General features: G+C 69.2%; 16 protein-coding genes and 2 pseudogenes. 11 read left to right on the top strand and 7 right to left on the bottom strand.

Features of this window, described 5'->3' with window-relative positions; translation table 11 throughout:
• Positions 1-3: 3 nt before the first annotated feature.
• The 3 genes from HW837_RS41715 to HW837_RS41705 are packed head-to-tail and all read left to right on the top strand — an operon-like array spanning position 4 to position 3,424.
• Positions 4-1,011 carry an alpha/beta fold hydrolase gene (locus HW837_RS41715; RefSeq protein WP_193381811.1) on the top strand — a complete coding sequence of 336 codons (1,008 nt, stop codon included), beginning with the start codon at positions 4-6 and terminating at the stop codon, positions 1,009-1,011.
• Positions 1,008-2,585, top strand: a complete 1,578-nt coding sequence (locus HW837_RS41710) for an FAD-binding oxidoreductase (RefSeq protein ID WP_193381810.1) — start codon at positions 1,008-1,010, stop codon at positions 2,583-2,585. Before HW837_RS41715 ends, HW837_RS41710 begins: the two co-directional genes overlap by 4 nt.
• Positions 2,582-3,424: an SDR family NAD(P)-dependent oxidoreductase gene (locus HW837_RS41705; protein ID WP_196790109.1), complete on the top strand. Its 843-nt coding sequence runs from the start codon at positions 2,582-2,584 to the stop codon at positions 3,422-3,424. The genes HW837_RS41710 and HW837_RS41705 overlap by 4 nt, the downstream gene beginning before the upstream one ends.
• A gap of 63 nt (positions 3,425-3,487) precedes the next feature.
• Here HW837_RS41705 and HW837_RS41700 read toward each other — a convergent pair whose 3' ends face one another.
• Positions 3,488-5,089, bottom strand: a complete 1,602-nt coding sequence (locus HW837_RS41700; protein WP_193381809.1) for an FAD-binding oxidoreductase — start codon at positions 5,087-5,089, stop codon at positions 3,488-3,490.
• On the bottom strand, positions 5,086-6,045 hold the full coding sequence (locus HW837_RS41695) for an NAD(P)H-binding protein (RefSeq protein WP_196790110.1): 960 nt from the start codon (positions 6,043-6,045) through the stop codon (positions 5,086-5,088). The genes HW837_RS41700 and HW837_RS41695 overlap by 4 nt, the downstream gene beginning before the upstream one ends.
• Positions 6,046-6,335: 290 nt before the next feature.
• On the opposite strand from HW837_RS41695, the gene HW837_RS41690 reads away from it, so the two are divergent.
• From HW837_RS41690 to HW837_RS41670, 5 genes are all read left to right on the top strand, one after another.
• Complete coding sequence (locus HW837_RS41690) at positions 6,336-7,907, top strand: sugar ABC transporter ATP-binding protein (protein WP_193381808.1); 1,572 nt, start codon at positions 6,336-6,338, stop codon at positions 7,905-7,907.
• On the top strand, positions 7,904-8,929 hold the full coding sequence (locus HW837_RS41685) for an ABC transporter permease (protein WP_093789962.1): 1,026 nt from the start codon (positions 7,904-7,906) through the stop codon (positions 8,927-8,929). Before HW837_RS41690 ends, HW837_RS41685 begins: the two co-directional genes overlap by 4 nt.
• A complete protein-coding gene (locus HW837_RS41680; RefSeq protein WP_052683018.1) occupies positions 8,929-9,981 on the top strand; it encodes an ABC transporter permease in 1,053 nt (350 codons plus the stop codon). The genes HW837_RS41685 and HW837_RS41680 overlap by 1 nt, the downstream gene beginning before the upstream one ends.
• Positions 9,982-10,046: 65 nt before the next feature.
• Positions 10,047-11,330, top strand: coding sequence for a substrate-binding domain-containing protein (locus tag HW837_RS41675; RefSeq protein WP_078853707.1), 1,284 nt, complete (start codon positions 10,047-10,049; stop codon positions 11,328-11,330).
• Between the two features lie 12 nt (positions 11,331-11,342).
• Positions 11,343-12,122 (top strand): SDR family NAD(P)-dependent oxidoreductase, encoded by a 780-nt coding sequence (locus HW837_RS41670; protein WP_045560341.1) that lies wholly within the window; start codon positions 11,343-11,345, stop codon positions 12,120-12,122.
• A gap of 80 nt (positions 12,123-12,202) precedes the next feature.
• Here HW837_RS41670 and HW837_RS41665 read toward each other — a convergent pair whose 3' ends face one another.
• The 3 genes and pseudogenes from HW837_RS41665 to HW837_RS41655 all read right to left on the bottom strand — a co-directional run.
• The gene (locus tag HW837_RS41665) at positions 12,203-12,949 is read right to left on the bottom strand and encodes a GntR family transcriptional regulator (protein WP_193382720.1); all 747 of its coding nucleotides are present in this window, start codon (positions 12,947-12,949) and stop codon (positions 12,203-12,205) included.
• A 453-nt stretch (positions 12,950-13,402) separates the two neighbouring features.
• Positions 13,403-13,663, bottom strand: a complete 261-nt coding sequence (locus HW837_RS41660; protein WP_193381806.1) for a hypothetical protein — start codon at positions 13,661-13,663, stop codon at positions 13,403-13,405.
• A gap of 489 nt (positions 13,664-14,152) precedes the next feature.
• Positions 14,153-14,425, bottom strand: a pseudogene (locus tag HW837_RS41655) (DUF4139 domain-containing protein); the annotation flags it as partial.
• Positions 14,426-14,551: 126 nt separating this feature from the next.
• Here HW837_RS41655 and HW837_RS41650 point away from each other — a divergent pair.
• Together HW837_RS41650 and HW837_RS41640 are read left to right on the top strand one after the other, a co-directional pair.
• Positions 14,552-14,995, top strand: coding sequence for a hypothetical protein (locus tag HW837_RS41650; RefSeq protein WP_193381824.1), 444 nt, complete (start codon positions 14,552-14,554; stop codon positions 14,993-14,995).
• A 233-nt stretch (positions 14,996-15,228) separates the two neighbouring features.
• Positions 15,229-15,372 (top strand): annotated as a pseudogene (locus HW837_RS41640) (IS5/IS1182 family transposase); the annotation flags it as partial.
• Between the two features lie 114 nt (positions 15,373-15,486).
• On the opposite strand, the gene HW837_RS41635 reads toward HW837_RS41640, so the two are convergent.
• Positions 15,487-16,530 carry an adenosine deaminase gene (locus HW837_RS41635; RefSeq protein WP_045560346.1) on the bottom strand — a complete coding sequence of 348 codons (1,044 nt, stop codon included), beginning with the start codon at positions 16,528-16,530 and terminating at the stop codon, positions 15,487-15,489.
• A gap of 123 nt (positions 16,531-16,653) precedes the next feature.
• Here HW837_RS41635 and HW837_RS41630 point away from each other — a divergent pair, with 123 nt between their 5' ends.
• On the top strand, positions 16,654-17,553 hold the full coding sequence (locus tag HW837_RS41630) for a phytanoyl-CoA dioxygenase family protein (protein WP_078853708.1): 900 nt from the start codon (positions 16,654-16,656) through the stop codon (positions 17,551-17,553).
• Positions 17,554-17,703: 150 nt separating this feature from the next.
• Here HW837_RS41630 and HW837_RS41625 read toward each other — a convergent pair whose 3' ends face one another.
• On the bottom strand, positions 17,704-18,360 hold the full coding sequence (locus HW837_RS41625) for a hypothetical protein (protein WP_045560348.1): 657 nt from the start codon (positions 18,358-18,360) through the stop codon (positions 17,704-17,706).
• Positions 18,361-18,413: the final 53 nt, after the last annotated feature.

The raw sequence follows: 18,413 nt of genomic DNA, 5'->3' as shown, positions 1-18,413 counted from the left end.
AGCATGACCGACATCCCACCCCATCTCGACGACCGGGTCGAGCCGATCACCCTCCGCACCGGTTTCTTCTGGATACCGGGCGAGCAGATCCCCACCCCGCATGGCACCCTCCCGCGCGGACCGCTCTACGTCGAGTGGCTGGCCCCCGTGGAGGTCACCCGCCCGCACCCCCTCGTCCTCGTCCACGGTGGCGGCGGCCAGGGCACCGACTGGCTCGGCACCCCGGACGGCCGGCCGGGCTGGGCCTACGACCTCGTACGCGCCGGATACGCGGTGTACGTCGTCGACCGACCCGGCCACGGCCGTTCGCCGCACCACCCGGACGGACTGGGGCCGGTGGCCCCGCCGCTGCCGCTGGAGTTCGCGAGCTTCCTGTTCGCGCCCCCGGAAGCCGCCGGGTCCCACACCCAGTGGCCCTGGGACCGCACCTTCGACGGCCCCGAGTTCCAGCAGCTCACCTCGGCGATGGGCTTCTTCCTGGCCGACTTCGCCGAGGGCCAGCGACTGGACGGGGAGCGTGTCGCCGCCCTGCTGGGCCGGATCGGCCCGGCGGTGCTCATCACCCACTCCGCGGGCAGCCCGGCCGGCTGGCTCGCCGCGAACCGACGTCCCGACCTGGTCGAGGCCATCGTCGCCATCGAACCGATGGGACCGCCGTACGCCGACTTCCCCGGCCTCGGCGAGATCACCTACGGCCTGACGTACGCCGAGCTCACCACCGAGCCGGCCATCGACTCCCCCGACCGGCTGAAGGCCGACCCCGCGGGCCACCGCATCCCCGGCCTCAGCGGCACCCCGATCGCCGTCGTCACCGGCAGCGCGTCCGGCAGCGCCGCCCAGTCCCCGCCCCTGGTCGACTTCCTGCGCACGGTGGGCGCGGACGCCGAACTGCTCCCGCTGGCCGACGCCGGCATCGTCGGCAACGGCCACGGGCTGATCCTGGAGGCCAACTCCGCCGAGACGGTCAAGCCGGTCATCGCCTGGTTGGACGGACTGGAGAGCTCACGATGACGACGACCACGCGGGAGCACACGGACCTGCCGGACGAGGCGGTGCGCCTCCTGACCGAGGCGGTCGGTGCGGACGCCGTCCTGCTGACCGACGCCGAACGCGACACCTACCGCGACCCGTACTGGTTCCAGGGCGACCGCACCTACGACTCCTCCGCCGTCGTCTTCCCCACCTCCACCGACCAGGTGCGCGCGGTCGTACGGATCGCGAACGAGTACCGCATCCCCGTGTGGACCTCCTCCCAGGGCCGCAACAACGGCTACGGCGGCCCGTCGCCCCGCGTCCGGGGCTCCCTCCTGATCAGCTTCCGCCGGATGAACCGGGTCCTGGAGATCAACCGCGAACTGGCGTACGCCGTGGTCGAGCCGGGTGTGCGCTGGTTCGACCTGTACGAAGCACTGGAGGCGTCCGGCAACGGCGACCTGTGGTGCTCGATCCCCGACCTCGGCTGGGGCAGCGTCATCGGCAACTCCCTCGACAACGGCGTCACCTACGGCCCGAACGGCTCCGACTTCCAGAAACTGTGCGGGATGGAGGTGGTCCTCGCGGACGGGGAGGTGCTGCGCACCGGCATGGGAGCCATCCCCGACAACCCCTCCTGGCACGTCTACCAGCGTGGCCTCGGCCCGGTCCTCGACCCGCTGTTCATCCAGTCCAACTACGGCGTCGTCACGCGCGCGGGCGTCTGGCTCCAGCGCCGCCCGGAGGCGTACGCGCCGCTCTACCTCACCGTCCCCCGGGACGACCAGCTCGCCCAGGCCGTCGACATCGTCCGCGAACTCCGCCTCGACGGGGTGATCCGGGGGGTGCCGAACCTGCAGAACACCATCACCATGGCGGCCCAGTTCCCCGAGCTGCTGGGCGAGTTCATGGGCGCCGAGGGACCGGCGGGCGAGGAGGCCCTGGACGGCCTCGCCGCCCGCACCGGCATCGGACGCTGGGGGCTGCGCACCGCGCTGTGGGGCGACGGGCCCGTCGTCGAACATCATCTGCGCCGCATCCGTGAGGCGTGGTCGGCCATCGACGGCTCGCGCGTCGACCACCACCGCACCTATCTGCGCCACGAGTGGGGCGAGCTGAACACCTTCATGGAGAAGGTCCAGGCCGGCATCCCGAGCATGGACCTGATGGAGGTCGTCCCGGAGTTCGTCGGCCACATCGGCTTCTCGCCGGTGGTCCCGCTCACCGGCGGCGAGGTGCGCCGCGTCGTGGACGTGATCCATCGGCTGGTCACCGACCGGGCCCGAACGAACTTCGTCTGCGCGATCTTCCCGATCAACGACCGCAGCGCCATCGTCGTCAGCAGCATCAGCTTCGACACACGCGACGAGAAGCAGGTACGCGCGGCGGTGGACACCGCGAAGACGCTGGTGAGCGAGGTGGGGGCGCTCGGATACGGCGAGTACCGCGCCCACTTGGACTTCATGGACCTGGCGGCCGACCAGTACTCCTTCAACGACCACGCCTACCGGCGCTTCGTCGAGCGGATCAAGGACGCGGTGGACCCGAACGGGATCCTGTCCCCGGGCCGGCACGGCGTCTGGCCCGCCTCCTACCGAAAGGCCGTCGCGTGACCGTGATCGAGGAGGTGAGCGGCCTCGTCGCCGTCGTCACCGGCGGCGCGTCGGGCATCGGCAAGGGCATCGCTCAGCGGCTGGCGGAGCGCGGTGCCCAGGTGGTGATCGCCGACATCGAGGAGGGCCCGCTGGAGGCGGCCGCGAAGGAGATCGGGGCGGTGGGGATACGTACCGATGTCAGCGACGCGGCGAGCGTGCTGGCGCTGGCCGGTCAGGTCGTGGAGCGGTTCGGCAAGGTGCACCTGGTGTTCAACAACGCCGGGGTGGCCCCCGAGTCGCGCATCGCCGACATGACCCTCGGGGACTGGAAGTGGATCCTCGACGTCAACCTCGACGGTGTCATCCACGGCGTCCACGCCTTCCTGCCGCTGCTGAAACGGCACGGAGAGCCGGCGTACATCGTGAACACCTCCTCCATGGGCGGCTTCGTCGCCGACATGCCCGGACTGGGGGCGTACGCCACGACGAAGTTCGCCATCATGGGCCTCACCGAGGCGCTCGCGCACGAACTGGAGCGGGAGGGCTCGAACGTGGGCGCCGCCGTGCTCGCGCCGGGCACCGTCCGCAGCAACATCGCCCGCAGCCTGCGCACCAGGCCCACGAAGGCCCAGGGCGGCAGCAGCTTCGTGCAGAACGACATCTCCGACAACGAGGAGCTGGCCAAGCTGCGCTGGCTCGACCCGACCGAGGTGGGAGACGTCGTACTCGCTGCCCTGGCCCGCGGCGAGACCCACATCGTCACGCATCCCGAGTGGTACCCCATGGTCGCCGAGCGCGCGGCCGCGATCGACGCGGCGTTCCGACGCGGGGCTGCCGCACGGGAGGAGAACCGCTGAAGAGACGGACATGAAGTGGGGCCCCGACTCAGCCGGGGCCCCACGTGCATGTCCGTCTCCGTCTCAGCCGCGATCCGCCAGGTGGCGGAGGTTCTCCGGCCAGATCCCGTGCCGGCCCGGCGACAGGATCCCGTTCGGGTCGACCGCGTCCTTGATCGTCTCGCAGAACCGGCGGTAGGCGTGGTCGTTGAAGGAGTACTGCGCGGACGCCAGGTCCATGAAGTCCAGGTGCGCGCGGTATTCGCCGTACCCGCGCCGCCCCGCCTCCGCCACGAGCACCTTCAGCGCGTCGTAGGCCCGACGGCACTGCTCCGCGTCCCGGTAGTCGTAGTTGAGCCCGGTGACGTACAGCGCCGTCCGCTCATTGATGATCAGCAGCCCGCCGGCCACATTGACCCCGACCTCCTCCCGCACGATCCGGTCGAAGAGGTCGACGACCTCCCGCACATCACTGCCGACCAGCGGAATCGCGGGGGAGAAGCCGATATGGGCGACGCCCTCCGGAATGGCGTCGAGCAGATCGAGCCCGGGCAGACCCCCCTGGCACTTGTCGGGGATCGAACGGATCTCGTCGTACTCCTGCGGCCCGTACGTCCGCTCGAAGAGCATCTGGCCGCCGGGAACCTCGCTCCACGCCGCCCGGATCTTCGCCAACTGGTGCTCCACGACGGGGCCGTCCCCCCACAGTGCCCCGCGCAGCGCCCACCGGCCGAGCCCGGTGGCATCGGCCATCTCGTTCAGGGTCTCCTCGCTGAAGGCACCGTCGGCACCCGCGAAACGGCCCATCACATCGGGGAACTGGGCCGCCAGCGTCACGGTGTTGTACATGCTCGGCACACCGCGCAGCGTGCCGTCGAGGCGGAGCCGGCGGATGATGTCGATGGCCTGCTCCAGGTGCTCGTCCTGCGGCACCGTCAGGAAGAACGGGGCGTACGCCTCCGGGCGCGGCATCAGCCAGTAGCCCATCCGCGTCACGATGCCGAAGTTGGACTGCACGAACAGGCCGTCGAGCACCGGTCCGAGGCCGCGCTTGTAGGTGTGCCAGGACTTGTTGTCCGGGATGGCACCCATGCCCGTGCGCAGCAACTCGCCGTTGGCCAGCACGACTTCCATCCCGCACGGGGCCATGAAGTCGGCGCCGTAGGGCTGGTAGGTGATCCCGCAGTCGAGGGAGTTGCCGATGACGCTGCCCCAGCCGAGGTCGGGGACGGTCACCATCAGATCCTCGTTGCCGGACTCCTTCAGCGCGTCGTACAGGTCGATCCAGCGCACGCCCGGTTCCACCACCGCGTACGCCAGGTCGCGGTTGATCTCCAGGACGCGGTTCATCCGGGTCAGGCTGACCACGACGGTCGCCTTCAGGCGGGGCGAGGAGCCGCCGTAGCCATAGTTGCGGCCCTGGGAGGAGGTCCAGATCGGCACCCCGAACTCGTTCGCGATCCGGACGACCGCCTGTACCTCCTCGGCGCTGCGCGGCAGCAGGACGGCGGCGGGGTCGTAGGTGTCGTCGTCGCGGTGCCAGTACTTGTCGCGGTACTGCTCGTGGAAGCGGCCCTCACCGAGGACGACACCGTCCTCGCCGAGCGCGTCGACGAAGCGCCGCAGTGCCTTGTCGGTGAGGTAGGTGCCGTCGCCGACGGCGTCGGTGTTCGTGTCGGTGCTCATCGCGCGGCCTCCACCACGGTCTCGGTGGCGTCGGCGGGCGGGGCGGCCGGCGGCCAGGTGGCCGCGGCCTCCTCCAGCACCGAGCGTATGGAGCGAGGCGCCCGCCCGGCCAGGATCTGCACGGCGTCGCTGAGGGACGACATGTGTCCGAGGCGGATCGCCCGGCTGAAGGAGACCATGTCGTCGCTGTTCCACGGGATCGGGGAGGCGGCGATCGCCTCCTCGTCGTACTCCCGGGGCACGCCCATGGAGTCGAAGATGGCGTACTGCTCCTCGTCACTGATCGGAACGTAGGCGATGTCGGCGCCGCTGATCTCGGCGATCAGGGCGCACACCTGACGGTAGGACAGTTCCTCCGGGCCGGTGATCTCGTAGGCCCGGTCGTCCTCGCCGCGCCCGAGCAGCGCACCGACGGCCGACGCGGCGCAGTCCTCCCTGGAGACGAACCCGACCGTGCCCTCGCCCCAGGCGCCGACCATGCTGCCCATGGCGACGGCGCCCGGCGCGATGAAGTAGGCCACCGCCTGCGCGTACTGGGCGTCCCGCAGGGCGTTCCAGCGCAGTCCCGACTCGCGGAGTATCTCCTCGGTCGCGCGGTGCTCCAGACAGACGACGGCGTCGTTGTCCACGGTGCCGGCGCCGACGATCGAGGTGTAGGCGAGGTACCGCACCCCGGCGCGCCGGGCCGCGTCGATCGCGTTGCGGTGGAGACCGATTCTCGTACCGACCTGGGCGGTGGACACCAGCAGCATCCGCTCCGCCCCCTCGAAGGCCGCTTCGAGGCCGACCGGATCGGCGAAGTCGGCGTACCGCACGTGGACGCCACGGTCGGCGAAGGACTGGAGCTTGCCGGGCGCCCGCGTCGTCAGGATGACCTGGTCGGCGGGGACCGACTCCAGCAGCAGTTCCGCTGCGGTCTGGGCCAGCCCTCCGCTGGCACCGGTGATGAGGTACACGTGCACTCCTTTGGTGCTCGCCGACCCGGCCCGCCCGGGTGGTGCTCGCCAACCGTACTCTTTGTATGACGAGACGACAATCAGGCTGGGGTCCGGATATTCCTGCGGATCCACCCCGGTCCACACGTCGGGCATCGAGCAAATTCGAGGTGATTCGCCTCTGGACGCCGGTTTCGACGACGCGCTACCGTCTGCCTCGCTCCATACATTGTATGACCAGACGACAATCATTCGATCTGGGATACGTCTGGGTTCCGTCTGGAATCAGTCACCCAAGTCAGGAGGGGTCAGTGCCGACCCACCCGCTCACAGCTGAGCCGGAAGCCGTGCTGGCGGTCGACGGCCTACGGAAGCACTTCGGTCCGACGGTCGCCCTCCAGGACGCCGCACTCCGTCTGTTCCCGGGCGAGGTGCACGCCCTCGTGGGGGAGAACGGCTCGGGGAAGAGCACGCTGGTCAAGATCCTCAGCGGGGTGCACCACCCCGACACCGGCTCCATGACGGTCGGCGGTCGGCCCTTCGCCCCGCGCACCCCGGCTCAGTCACTGCGCGCGGGCATCGACACGGTGTTCCAGGAGGTGCTCGGCGTCGAGAACAGGTCCGTCCTGGACAATCTGTGGCTCGGCGCGGACCGCCTGCTGCGCCCCGTGACCCGTGATGCCGGCCGCCGTGCCAAGGCGGCGGAGGTCCTCGCCGCGCTGCTCGTCACGCCGCCCGAGCTGGACGCCCCCTTCGGCTCGCTCCAGCTCAGCGACCGCCAGGCCTGCGGCATCGCCCGGTCGCTGCTTCGCGACCCCAAGGTGCTGATCCTCGACGAGGCGACCTCCGCCCTCGACCACGACACCCGCACCCGCCTGTTCGCCCTGGTGAGGCAACGGGCGGCGCTGGGCATGAGCATCGTCCTCATCACCCACCGGATGGACGAGATCCGGGAGATCGGCGACCGCGTCACCGTGCTCCGGTCGGGCCGCACGGTGGGCACCCTCGGCGCGGACTGGGAGCACGACGAGATGATCCGGCTGATGACGGGTGGCGCGCACCTGGTGCAGGACACGGCCCGCACGGTCCCCGACGCCACCGCCACCGATTCGGCCACCGCCACCGGTTCCGCCACCGAGGCACGCCCGGTCGTCCTGAAGGTCACCGGCTCACGCCTGCGGCCCGGCGGCGAGCCGTGCCGGGCGCAGTTGCGCCGGGGCGAGATCATCGGGCTGGCCGGCCTGGAGGGCCACGGCCAGGACGACTTCCTCCGCCTCCTCGTCGGGCACGGCGACACCGACGGAGTCGTACGGATCGAGGGAGACCGGGAACACCGGGTGACCGACACCCGCAAGGCGCGGGACCTGGGCATCGCGTACGTGGCGCGGGACCGGCGCGGAGAGTCGATCCTGCCGTGGATGTCCATCCTGGACAACTTCGCCATCGCCACCGCCGAACAGGACGTCAGGAAAGGGCTGCTGTCCGAGCGCGCCGCCGAGACGCGGTTTCGCCACTACGTGGATCGGCTCGGCATCAGGTTCGGCCGTACGTCGGACGCGATCACCACGCTGAGCGGCGGCAACCAGCAGAAGGTCGTCATCGCCCGCTGGCTGGCCGCCGACCCCGATGTCCTGCTGCTCAACGACCCGACGAGAGGAATCGACGTGGGAGCCAAACGCGACCTCTACCGGCTGCTGCGCGAGTTGGCCGGACAGGGGCTGACCGTCGTCATGCTGTCCTCGGAGGTCGACGAGCACGTCGAGCTGATGGACCGCGTCCTGGTGTTCCGGGAGGGCTCCCTCGCCACGGAACTCATCCGGGAGGAGCTGAACAGGGAACGGCTCGTCGACGCCTTCTTCGGCGGAGCGGCGGTGGCCGCGTGAGCACCGTCGACCACGCCTCCCGCACCTCCGCCCACAAGCCCGGCCGGCCCGCCCGGCACACGGCCCCCGCGCCCCGGCGCACGCTCAGATCCCTGTTCGGACGCCACACCTACCTCTTCGCGGTCCTCCTGGCGGCCACGCTCCTCATCGCCAACCTCGCCCTGCAACCCCGCTTCGGCGCCACCTCCCAACTGGCCGCCCTGGCCCCGCTCGGTATCGCCGCCATGGCGAGCGTGCCCTCGATCATGAGCGGACGTGGCGGCATCGACCTGTCGGTCAGCCCGCTGATGACGCTGAGCGGTCTCCTCTACGCGACCCAGCTTCAGCCGGCCGGCCTCGGCGGGTACGTCGCCCTGCCCCTCCTCATGGCGGCGGGCGCGCTGGTCGGAACCCTCACCGGTCTGCTCATCGTCGTGGGCCGACTTCAGCCGATCGTCGTCACCCTCGCCATGTTCTTCGTCCTCACCGGCGTCGACCTCAAACTGTCGCCCAGCCCCACCACGATCTCCGGCTCCTGGATGGCGGGCTTCGCGGGGTCGATGGGACCGGTCCCGGGCGGCCTCGTCGCGCTGGCCGTCCCCGCCGCCCTCTGGCTGCTGGTCACCAGGCTGACGACGTACGGCAGCCTGCTGCGCTCCGTGGGCGGCAACGACGTCACGGCGTTCACCAGCGGAGTGCCCGTCGGCGCGGTGCGGGTCCTCGCCTACTCCCTGGGCGGCGCCATGGCGGCGGTGGGAGGCCTGGTCCTCATCGGGCTGGCGTCCACGGCCGAGGCCGGCACCAGCACCTCCTACACGCTCATCGCGATCGCCGCCGTCTCCCTCGGCGGCATCCCCCTGCAGGGCGGGGGCGGCGGAATCGCCAACGCGCTCGCCGGCGCCGCCGCCATCTACCTGCTGCAGAGCCTGCTCGGAGTGCTCCAGGTGCCGCAGACATGGCTCCAGGTGATCTACGGCGTCCTGCTCATCGGAGCGGTGCTCTTCGGGGCCGTCGCGGCACGAGAACTGAAGGAAAGGCGATGATGACCACGCAGCAAGGCTCGCTCGACAGGGCCCCCCTCGCCCCCGTCGGCGACATCCCGGCACCGGTGGCCGCCCACGGTCCCTCGGCCGGACAGCGACTCCTCTCCCTCCAGCGACGGTTCCCGCTCGTCCAGCTCCTGCTCACCATGGCCGTTCTCGCGTGGGGCGCGGCCGTCATGCCGGGGTTCCTTGAACCGACGAGCATGCGCTCGGTCCTGGTGCTCTGCGCACTCACCGGCCTCGCCTCGATCGGACAGACCCTCGTCGTACTGATCAGGGGGATCGACCTGTCCCTCGCCGGGTTCATCGTCGCCGGCGCGGTGACCGTCACCCAGTTCGGCGCGATCCCGGGAGTGCCGCTGCCCGTCATGCTTGCCGTCGCCGTCGCATGCGGCGCCGCCATGGGCGGTCTCGTCGGCTATCTGTGCCACCGCTTCGGCATCCACCCGATCATCGTCACCCTCGCGGCGGGCTCGATCGCCGTCGGCGTGACCTCCGTCCTCAGCGGCGGCGGCACCGGAGCGGGCGCCCCCGACTGGGTGAGCCGACTGAGCGCCCCCACGGCGTCGACCTTCGGAATCCCCGTGCCCCCCGTGGTGGTCGTCTGGGCACTCGCGATCGCCGTCGTCTCCGTGGTGCTGCACCGCACCCGCCCCGGTCGGCGACTGCTGGCCACCGGCGCGAGTCCGGTGGCCGCGGACCTCGCCCACATCAGCACCCGGAAGGTCTGGGTCACGGTGTACGCCGTCGCGGCGGCCCTCGCGATCCTCGCCGGCGTCGTCCTGGCGGGCTTCGCGGGGAACGTCGACAACCGGCTCGGGAACCCCTACCTGTTCCAGAGCATCGCCGCGGTCGTCCTCGGCGGTACGGCGTTCGGCGGACCCGGGAGCTACACCCGCACCACCGTCGGCGTCCTGCTGCTCACCGCGGTCTCCACCGTGCTCGTCGGGCTGGGCTTTCAGGAAGCCGACCAGCAGATCCTCAACGGCGTCGTGATCCTCGCCGCGATGGCGGTCTACGGCCGCGAGCGCAGGCTCCGCGACCAGGTCTGACGTCTCCCCTCCTTCTCCCTCTCTCCTCTTCTCCCTCCTTCTCCTCTGTTTCGGAAAGGCTCACCATGAACAGATCCAGCTACCGGCTCGCCCGCAGGAGCGTCGTGGCGTCGTCCACCGGGATCGTCCTCACGGCCCTGCTCGCCGGCTGTGGCGGGGCGGGCGGCACGGTCGCCTCCGACGCGACCGACACCCAGGGGAAGGCGTCCGCCGCCTGCGGCGAGGTGCCGACCATCGCGCCCAAGGACCCCGACGGCGCCATCGAGGCCCTGCCCGCGGAGCTTCAGAAGGCCTACAACGCCTACGGCGAGGACGTGTTCGCGAGCGCCTGGCGGGACAAGAAGAAGCTGAACCGCGCCGCGAAGGTCGGCTTCTCGTATCTGCCGGTCTCGAACGCGTTCGCCGCGTCCGTCGTCAAGCAGATGGACGCGAGCTTCGCCGCCGCCAAGGCCAAGGGCCTGGTCCAGGGCAAACTCGTCAAGCGCATCATGACCGATCCGGCAACCATGACCCCGGCCGAGCAGATCCGCGGCTACAACGAACTGGTCGACTCCGGTGTCGACATCATCTTCATCACGGCCCTCTCCGGCGACGCGATGGTCTCCGCGGTCGACGCGGCCGGCAAGAAGGGCGTGGTCACGGTCACGCTCTCCTCCACCATCCGTTCCAAGTACGCCGTGAACGTGGCGGAGAACTCCTACCTGAACGTCGCCCGGCCGGCCGCCCTCGTCGCGAAGCAACTCGACGGCAAGGGCAATGTCGTCGTCGTCCGCGGCTTCCAGGGACTGTCGACGGAGAAGATCGGCTACCAGGCCGTCAAGGACGTGCTGGCCGCATGCCCCGACATGAAGGTGCTCGGCGAGGTCAACGGCGCCTTCGTGCCGCCCGTGGCCAAGGCCGAGCTGCTGAAGTTCCTCTCCAGCCACCCGCAGAAGATCGACATGGTGGCGCAGCTCGGCGTCATGGGCTCCGGCGTCTACGCGGCCTTCGACTCGACCGGACGGAAGGTCCCCAAAGTGGTGGACGCCGGTGCGTCCGCCTCGTCGCTCGCCTCCTGGAAGAAGCTGGAGGCGGCCGACGGTTATGAGACCGCCGGTACGGGCGGCAACGGCACGCAGGAGACGAAGGCCTTGTTCTCCGTCGGGATGATGGTGATGGGAGGAGAGGGCCCGAAGGTCGGCACGATCACCCGCGAGCCGTCGTTGATCACCAAGGCGAACCTGGCCGACTACCTGCCCAAGGGCGCGAAGCCGAGCGATCTCGGAGAGGTCGCGGACGGCGAGGCGTGGATGCCGCAGGCGTACCTCGACAAGTTCTTCGACCACCCCGCCGGCCCCGCGACGAGCTGAGGACCGGGGCGTATGGGAGCGTCATCGAGTGGGAGCCGTCGGCCACCGGCCGGCGGCCGGCTCGCCGGCAGGACCGCCCTGGTCACCGGCGCCGCATCGGGCATCGGGCTGGCCACGGTGAGCCGTTTCGCCGACGAGGGGGCGCGGGTCCTGGCCGTGGACCTGGACGCCGAAGGGACGGCCCGGGCGGTGGCCGGGATCGCGGGGGCGATCCCGGTCGGTGCCGACGTACGGGACAGCGGTCAGGTGGACGCCGCGTACGAACGCGCTCTCACCGAGTTCGGACGGCTCGACATCGCGGTGAACGCGGCAGGCGTCTCCGGCGCCCAGGCCGACATCTGCGAGCTCACCGACGAGGACTTCGCGGAGGTCATAGCCGTCAACCTGACCGGTACGTTCTACTCCGTGCGAGCCGCCGTGCGGCTCATGCGTCGCAACTCCCCGTCGGGCGGGTCCGTCGTCAACGTCTCCAGCGTGGGAGCCCTCGCCAACTTCCCCCTGCCTGCCATGTACCCCGCGTCCAAGGCCGGCGTGCTGGGGCTGACCCGTGCGGTGGCCGCGCTCGTGGCGGACGACGGGATCCGGGTCAACGCGGTGGCGCCCGGGGCGACGGACACACCGATGCTGCCGACGGACCGGGAGATCCGCCGTGCCGTCGTCGGCCTGGGGGTGCTGCGCCGGGCCGCCTCCGCGGAGGAGATCGCGCATACGATCCTGTTCCTCGCCGGCGACGAATCGGCGTTCTACACGGGCCAGACGCTGTCACCGAACGGCGGATACGTCATGCACTGAACGGCAAGCGCGTGTTACCGCAAGCGCGTGTTCCGGACTGCGCGCCCTGGCTCCCGGCGGTGCGGCTCAGGCGGTGCGGCTCAGAGCGAGGCGGAGCTGAACGGCAGCCCGCTGGTGGCGGACAGCCCCTCCAGTCCCGCCCGCTTCGCCTGCTCGATGTGGTGGTTGCACGCACGCACGGCAGCCTCGGGATTGCGCGCCTCGATCGCCTCGACCATGGCGCGCAGCTCCTGCACACTGCGTGCGGTGCGCCCTGGCTGGGCCAGCGAGGTGGCCCGCAACAGGCTGAGGCGGGCCTGGACACCGCCGAGCGTGGAGTGGACCGAGCGGTTGCCGCAGCCGCGCAGCAGGACGTCGTAGAACTGGCCCTTCGCCTGGAGGATCCGCAGGGTGGCACCGTCGCCGTTCGCCACTTCGGCCAGTTGTTCGAACGCGGCGCGCAGCTCCGCCACCTGGTCGTCCGACGCGACCTCGGTGAACCGGCGCACGGCGAGTGCCTCCAGGGCGGCGCGCAGTTCGTAGAGCTCCAGCGCCTCCTGGAGTGAGGGCACCACGACGACGGCGCCCTTCTGCGGGATGGTCTTGACGAGGCCCTCGGCCGCCAGCTCGCGCAGAGCCTCGCGGATGGTGGTGCGCGAGACGCCGATCTCCTCGATCAGCTCGCGCTCGACCAGTCGCTGACCAGGCGCGTAGTGGAAACTGAGGATGGCCTGACGCAGCACATCGAGCACCTGCTGACGCAGAGGTGCGGCGACCCGGCCGACCTGGGCGGCTAGATCGACGGATTCTCCGGGGCTACGGGGCGCTGAGTTGCCTGATACGGTCACGGGATCAGGATACGGTACGGCGATCGTACAACCCAAGCGGCAGTGAGCTTCCGCGCGCGAATTTCGCGGACCGACTCAGGAAGTTCAACCGCGTGACACATGGGCTGATCGGCGGGCCTCCACACATTGTGTCGATGTCCGGACGCTCCGTGAGGCAGTCGGTAAGATTGTATGACAGGCTGGCCCGGGCGAGGAAGAGCCAGGAAGGGAAAGACGACCGTCAGCGCGCCCGCCGACATCACTGCCGTGGGGAGGCGACGTGCGAGCGTGGCCCTGGGAGTCTCTTCATGCCTTCCCGCAGGCTTCCGACCATCGCGCGACAACGCGACTGTCCCAGCAGTCGCCCGCTGTTCCGTCGTACGTCTCGGGGCGTACCGGTCCATCTCGGTGACGTCGTCACCGGGTTCCTCCAGCAGCTTGCTCATGCCGCCCGGCCCCGCTCCAGGTCTTGCATCAGATGTCCGCGCACCGCTGCTGCGGATTCTCCCGGGCGCGCGTCCACTCCGCGGGGCAGGTCCAGCCGCATCCGGCATCCAAGCCGTCGCCCGCCCTGCCATGTGTAGCGCCGTCCGTCGGCGTCGCCGCACCGGGGAGGTCATAGGACTGAATGGTGTAGTTGGAATCCGGGGTCATCAGTCGGCCGGCACGGTGCCAGTCGTGGCGGTTGAGCGCGGCGATGGACTCCCGGACGACATCCTTCGCATCAGGGCCCATCAGAGATCTCCTCGGTGGTGTCGTCGGTGGTCTCGCTTGTGGGCGGGTGCGGGTACCGCAGACTTCCTCAGTAGCGCCTGCCGGTAGGAGCGGGCAGGGCGTCGAGTTCGCAGGTCGGCCGAGCGGAGCTCGAGAGTCGCTGCGGCGGCGTTGTTGAGCGGATACCGGGGGTCTTGGTGCCGGGGATCGGGCGGACGTACTCGCTGCGGGCCGGCAGCCAGGCGAGCGCGACCTGAGACGGTGGGGCGCTGTCCGCTCGGCGATCCGGCGCACCGTGCCGGCGATGGCGACGTCGGCGCGCAGCGCATCCTGCTGGAATGGCGGCGACCGGCGGCGGAAGTCGTCGGCGGGCGGGTCGTCGCCGATCGGGCATCGCTCACGTCCTGGCCGTCCGGGCGGATGTCCGTACGACCGTCCACCGCTGTCCAAGCAGATCCTGTCGGGCGAGTGGACAGCCCGGCAGCTGCCGCTGCGCCCCTACGCCGACCTCGACTCGTGCAGGTTCGTACGGCGCGTGACCCGGATGCCCTCGGCCGGCCCGAGACCCACCCGGCGGACACCACCGGGGGCGAGTGTGGTCAGCAGGAGGTCGTCGTCGACGGTGACCTCCACAGGGCCGGCCAACGATGCCTGGGCGGTGGCGTTGGAGAGCACCACCGTCGCGTACACGGTCTGCTCCACGGACGGCACACAGAGGTACTCGGTGCACAGGCCGACCGGGATCTCGCCGACGGTGACGGCGTGCCAGGTACCGTCCGACGGACCGGTGCGTCGGCGGCCCGTCGGTTCGCCTACGCCTATGTCGACAGGCGTGGCACTGTGCGGCCGGCCGGCCCCGCGTCCTAGCTCGACTGTGCCGAGGCGTCCAACGGCGCGGCGGTCGACATCGTGTGCGGTCTTCCCCGGCTCGCGGACGCCGGGGCCAAGGCGACCAGCTGGATCACCGCCGACCGGCTTCCCGCGTACCTGGCGGAGGTTCAGCCCTGTCGTCTGGCGGAGTTGGTCAAGACCCGGGAACTGGTGACCAAGCGCCTGACCTCGGAGAGCGAGCGGCAGCTCCTCGACGCTGCGGTGGCCTCCAAGAAGGAACGGAGGGGCGAGAAGCCCAAGGCGTCCTCCGCGAGCTTCCACCGCAAGGCTGCCGAGCTCGATGTACGGCTTCGAAAGCGTCTCGCACCGCTCGACCAGCAGCAGCTGATGTCGACGAAGCCGCCGCAGATCCTCACCGCGGCGTTTGTGCTGAGCCTGGAGACCTCTGGCTATGCTGCGGGTTGTCTTTGCGGAGGTTGGTGGACACCAACATCTCCAATGTCAACCGTCAGGTTCGTCTGAGCTTCCTGGGCTGAGCAAGATCATCCTGGGTGTGGCCGCCAAGTCTCCGTACCTTGCGTGTTCGGAACGGAGAAGTCTTGCGCGGTACGGACCTGAACATGATCGAACGCCCTTACGGCGGATGCGGAAAGTGCCTGTTAGGAGTGCGGCGGCTGTCGCGGATCAAGCCAGCTATGTCGTCTCCGGAACGGCAGCGCGAGGACGTGCTTACCACCGCGGCCTCCGTCGAGGGCCACGCGAAGGTCCGGGCACTGGTCGAACAAGCCATCGCCACCCTCAAGTCCTGGCGGCTCCAACGCAAGCTCCGCTGCTCGACGACCCGAATCACCAGCCTTGTCCAAGCCGTCCTCACCCTCCATCTGACCAGCTCAGACTGAGGACGGAAAAGGCTCAGTGGCCAGCGAGTTGGGATGCTTCGGGCGCTTCCGAAAGTATCGTCCGGCGGGTCTCCCTGCTGGCGGGAATGGGCGCAGGTCATTCCGTCCGTTGGATCATGCGTGATGCTCTTCGGGGGCCCTGGAGGCGGTCATCCAGTTGGCTAGGTAGACGTCGATCTCGGTCATCAGCCGGCGTTTGGCCAGGGGGTCCATGAACGACGTCTCCACCGAGGTCTTGGCCAGATCGGCCACCTGAGGCTCGCTCAGGCCGAGAAGTCGGGCTACGACCGCGTATTCACGGTTGAGGTCCGTGCCGAACATGAGCGGGTCATCGGTGTTGACCGTGATAGACACCCCGGCCCTCACCAGCTGTCGGATGGGGTGCTGCTCGGCGTCCGCGACGACCCGTGTGGCCACGTTGGAGGTGAGGCAGACCTCCAACGGAATCCGGTGTTCGGCCAGGTGACGGAGGAGCGCCTCGTCGGTCACCGCGGTCGTCCCGTGGCCGATGCGTTCGGCGCCCAGGACCCGCAGGGCCTCCCAGACGCTCTCCGATCCGGAGGTTTCCCCTGCGTGGGGGACGCTGTGCAGTCCGGCCGCACGGGCCCGGTCGAAGTACGGCTTGAACTGGGCACGCGACACCCCGGCCTCCCGGCCCGCGAGCCCGAGGCTCACCAGCCCGTCGGCACCCACGTCCAGGGCCAGCCGGGTCGTCTCCTCCGCGGCTGCGAGCCCCGCGTCACCGGGAATATCGAAGCACCAGCGCAGGACGACCCCCAGTTCGGCCTCGGCGGCGATCCGCGCCTCCTCGATCGCCGCCATGAATTCGGCTTCTGGGATTCCTCTGCGAACCGAACTGTAGGGAGTGACGGTCAGTTCGGCGTAGCGAACGTTCTGCCGGGCCAGATCCTTGGCGATTCCGATCGTCAGGAGTTTGACGTCATCCGCCGTACGAATGAGGTCGACGACGGAGACATAGGCTTCGATGAAATGTGAGAAGTCCCGGAAGGCGAAGTAATCCGCCAATTCTTGTGCTTCTTTCGGGACCTTGGAAGCAGGATGGCGCGAAGCAAGTTCTATGACGGTCTCGGCGGGAGCAGATCCCACGTGGTGTACGTGCAGTTCGGCTTTCGGCAATCCCGCGATGAATGATTCCATGGCTCGGATGGTACACGCGGGCTGAGTTCACGCAGGCCGACAAGGGGTCGACAAGACGCGGGTGGGAGACTGTTTTTAAAATCAGCATGCTTTGCAGACGAACACTCTTAGCAGAGGTGTCAGGTGAACGACCGAATCTCAACGCGAGAGCAATGCGGCGGCTCCTTGGGTGCACATGTCGAGGAGTTCTTCACAAACGGCTACACCGTGGTCCCGGGCGTCTTCACCGAGGACGAAGTCGCCACGCTTCGGGCAGCCAACGAGCGCATCGTTCAGAAGGTCCGGTCCGCCCCGGAGCGATTCGTCGGGTCCCGCTACACCGCTCGGCAGGACGGTCAGGTCGACACTTGGGGGGTCAACAACATCTTCATGCCGGATCTCTATGAACCCGAACTGGCCAGGATATTCGGCCACCACGGGTTCATGGAGCCGGTCCACGCGATACTGGGGCCGCAGCTGCGTTTCTGGTCGGCGCATTCCCTGTGGTCCCCTGACCACGTGGACTACGAACTCAACTGGCACAAGGACAACCATGAGCACGAGCATTATGATCCGGACGGAAAACCCCGGCATGTGCAATTCAATGTGTGCCTCTCCGAGGATAGTTCTTTCCACGCGATCCCGGGATCCCATCGCCGACCCCTGACGGACCGTGAGCGTGAGGAGATCGAGGTTTTTGGAACGGGCCGGATGCCGGGTGAAGTAGTCGTCGACTGCCGCCCCGGGGACGTCATCTACATGAACTACCACATGGTGCACCGCGGTTCGTGCCGTGCGGGAGTGTTCCGCCGCACCCTGCACATGAACGTTCAATCCCAGGAGGAGCCGACCGGCGGGCAGACCTCACTGACCTGGATGCGTGACCCGGAATACCTGGACGGCGTCGAACCGGCGCTGGCCGCGCTGATGCGCAACGCCATCGCGTGGGACGACAGCCATCCGATCAGCCGTGCCGAGGCCCGGCGGCGGATGCGGGTCCGGCAGGACGTACGACGCCATGTCGCGGGGTCGACCGGGCAATGAGGTTCATCCGCGTTGTCGCTCCGGGGTGAGGACAGCCGCGACGCCGCGTTCAACCGGTGCCCGGGCTATGGCAAGGGCCCGGTTGACGGTCCTCTCGGAGCATCGTGCCCCGCTTCACGGCACAGGGGCCAGGCGGCGCGGACCGGGCGGTCAGAGAATGCCGAGCTTCTCCAGCCTGGCGAACATCGCCTCGAACTGCGCGCTCGACATCCGCCTGGCGGCGACCTCCGGGGGCGTTTCCATGGTGCGGCCGAGACTGAACCGGAACTTCCCCGTCCCGGGGTCGGCGGTCAGTGCGCGCCGTTTCTCCACCGGCCCACGAATGAGCAGGGACACCGTGTCGACGGTCGTCTCCGTTCGGTGCACGGTGTCGTGGTGGAGCGTGTACCCGGCGCCGGCGGACTCAAGTGTCCGGTAGCGCGTGATGAGTTCCACGCCGTCGGCGTCGTTCCTGGAAGACGAGTCGAAGCCGCTCGGCGACTCGTAGAGGGTGTGGTGGTATCCCCCACTCAGCAACCTGGTCGAGAAGGACCAGCGGTGATTATGGGGATAGCCCGTCTCGAAGTCGTTCCAGAGGTGGAGGCGGAGCCTGAAGCCGCGGTCCAGGGCATCGTGCAGAACTATCCTGCTAAGCTGCCTCGTCTGTTCGCACATGTCGCGCAAGGTGGGATATTCCCAGGCCTCGGTCGCCATTTTCCGCAAGGACTGCTTGTCGAGAGCCAGCTCCTTGAGGAGTTCGGCATTGCGGGTGGACGCTTCTGCCAGATCGGTCCAGCCGACGCTGTATTTCTCGATTTCCGAGATCATTCACCGGTCCCTCTGCTGTCGACTTGGCTGTTCGACTCAGAGAGTAGTGCGGG

Source organism: Streptomyces caniscabiei, from assembly GCF_014930365.1.
In the GTDB taxonomy this organism is placed as follows: Bacteria; Actinomycetota; Actinomycetes; order Streptomycetales; family Streptomycetaceae; genus Streptomyces; species Streptomyces caniscabiei.
Note: the sequence above shows the minus strand (reverse complement) of the source record. Positions and strands in the feature narration are given on the sequence as shown.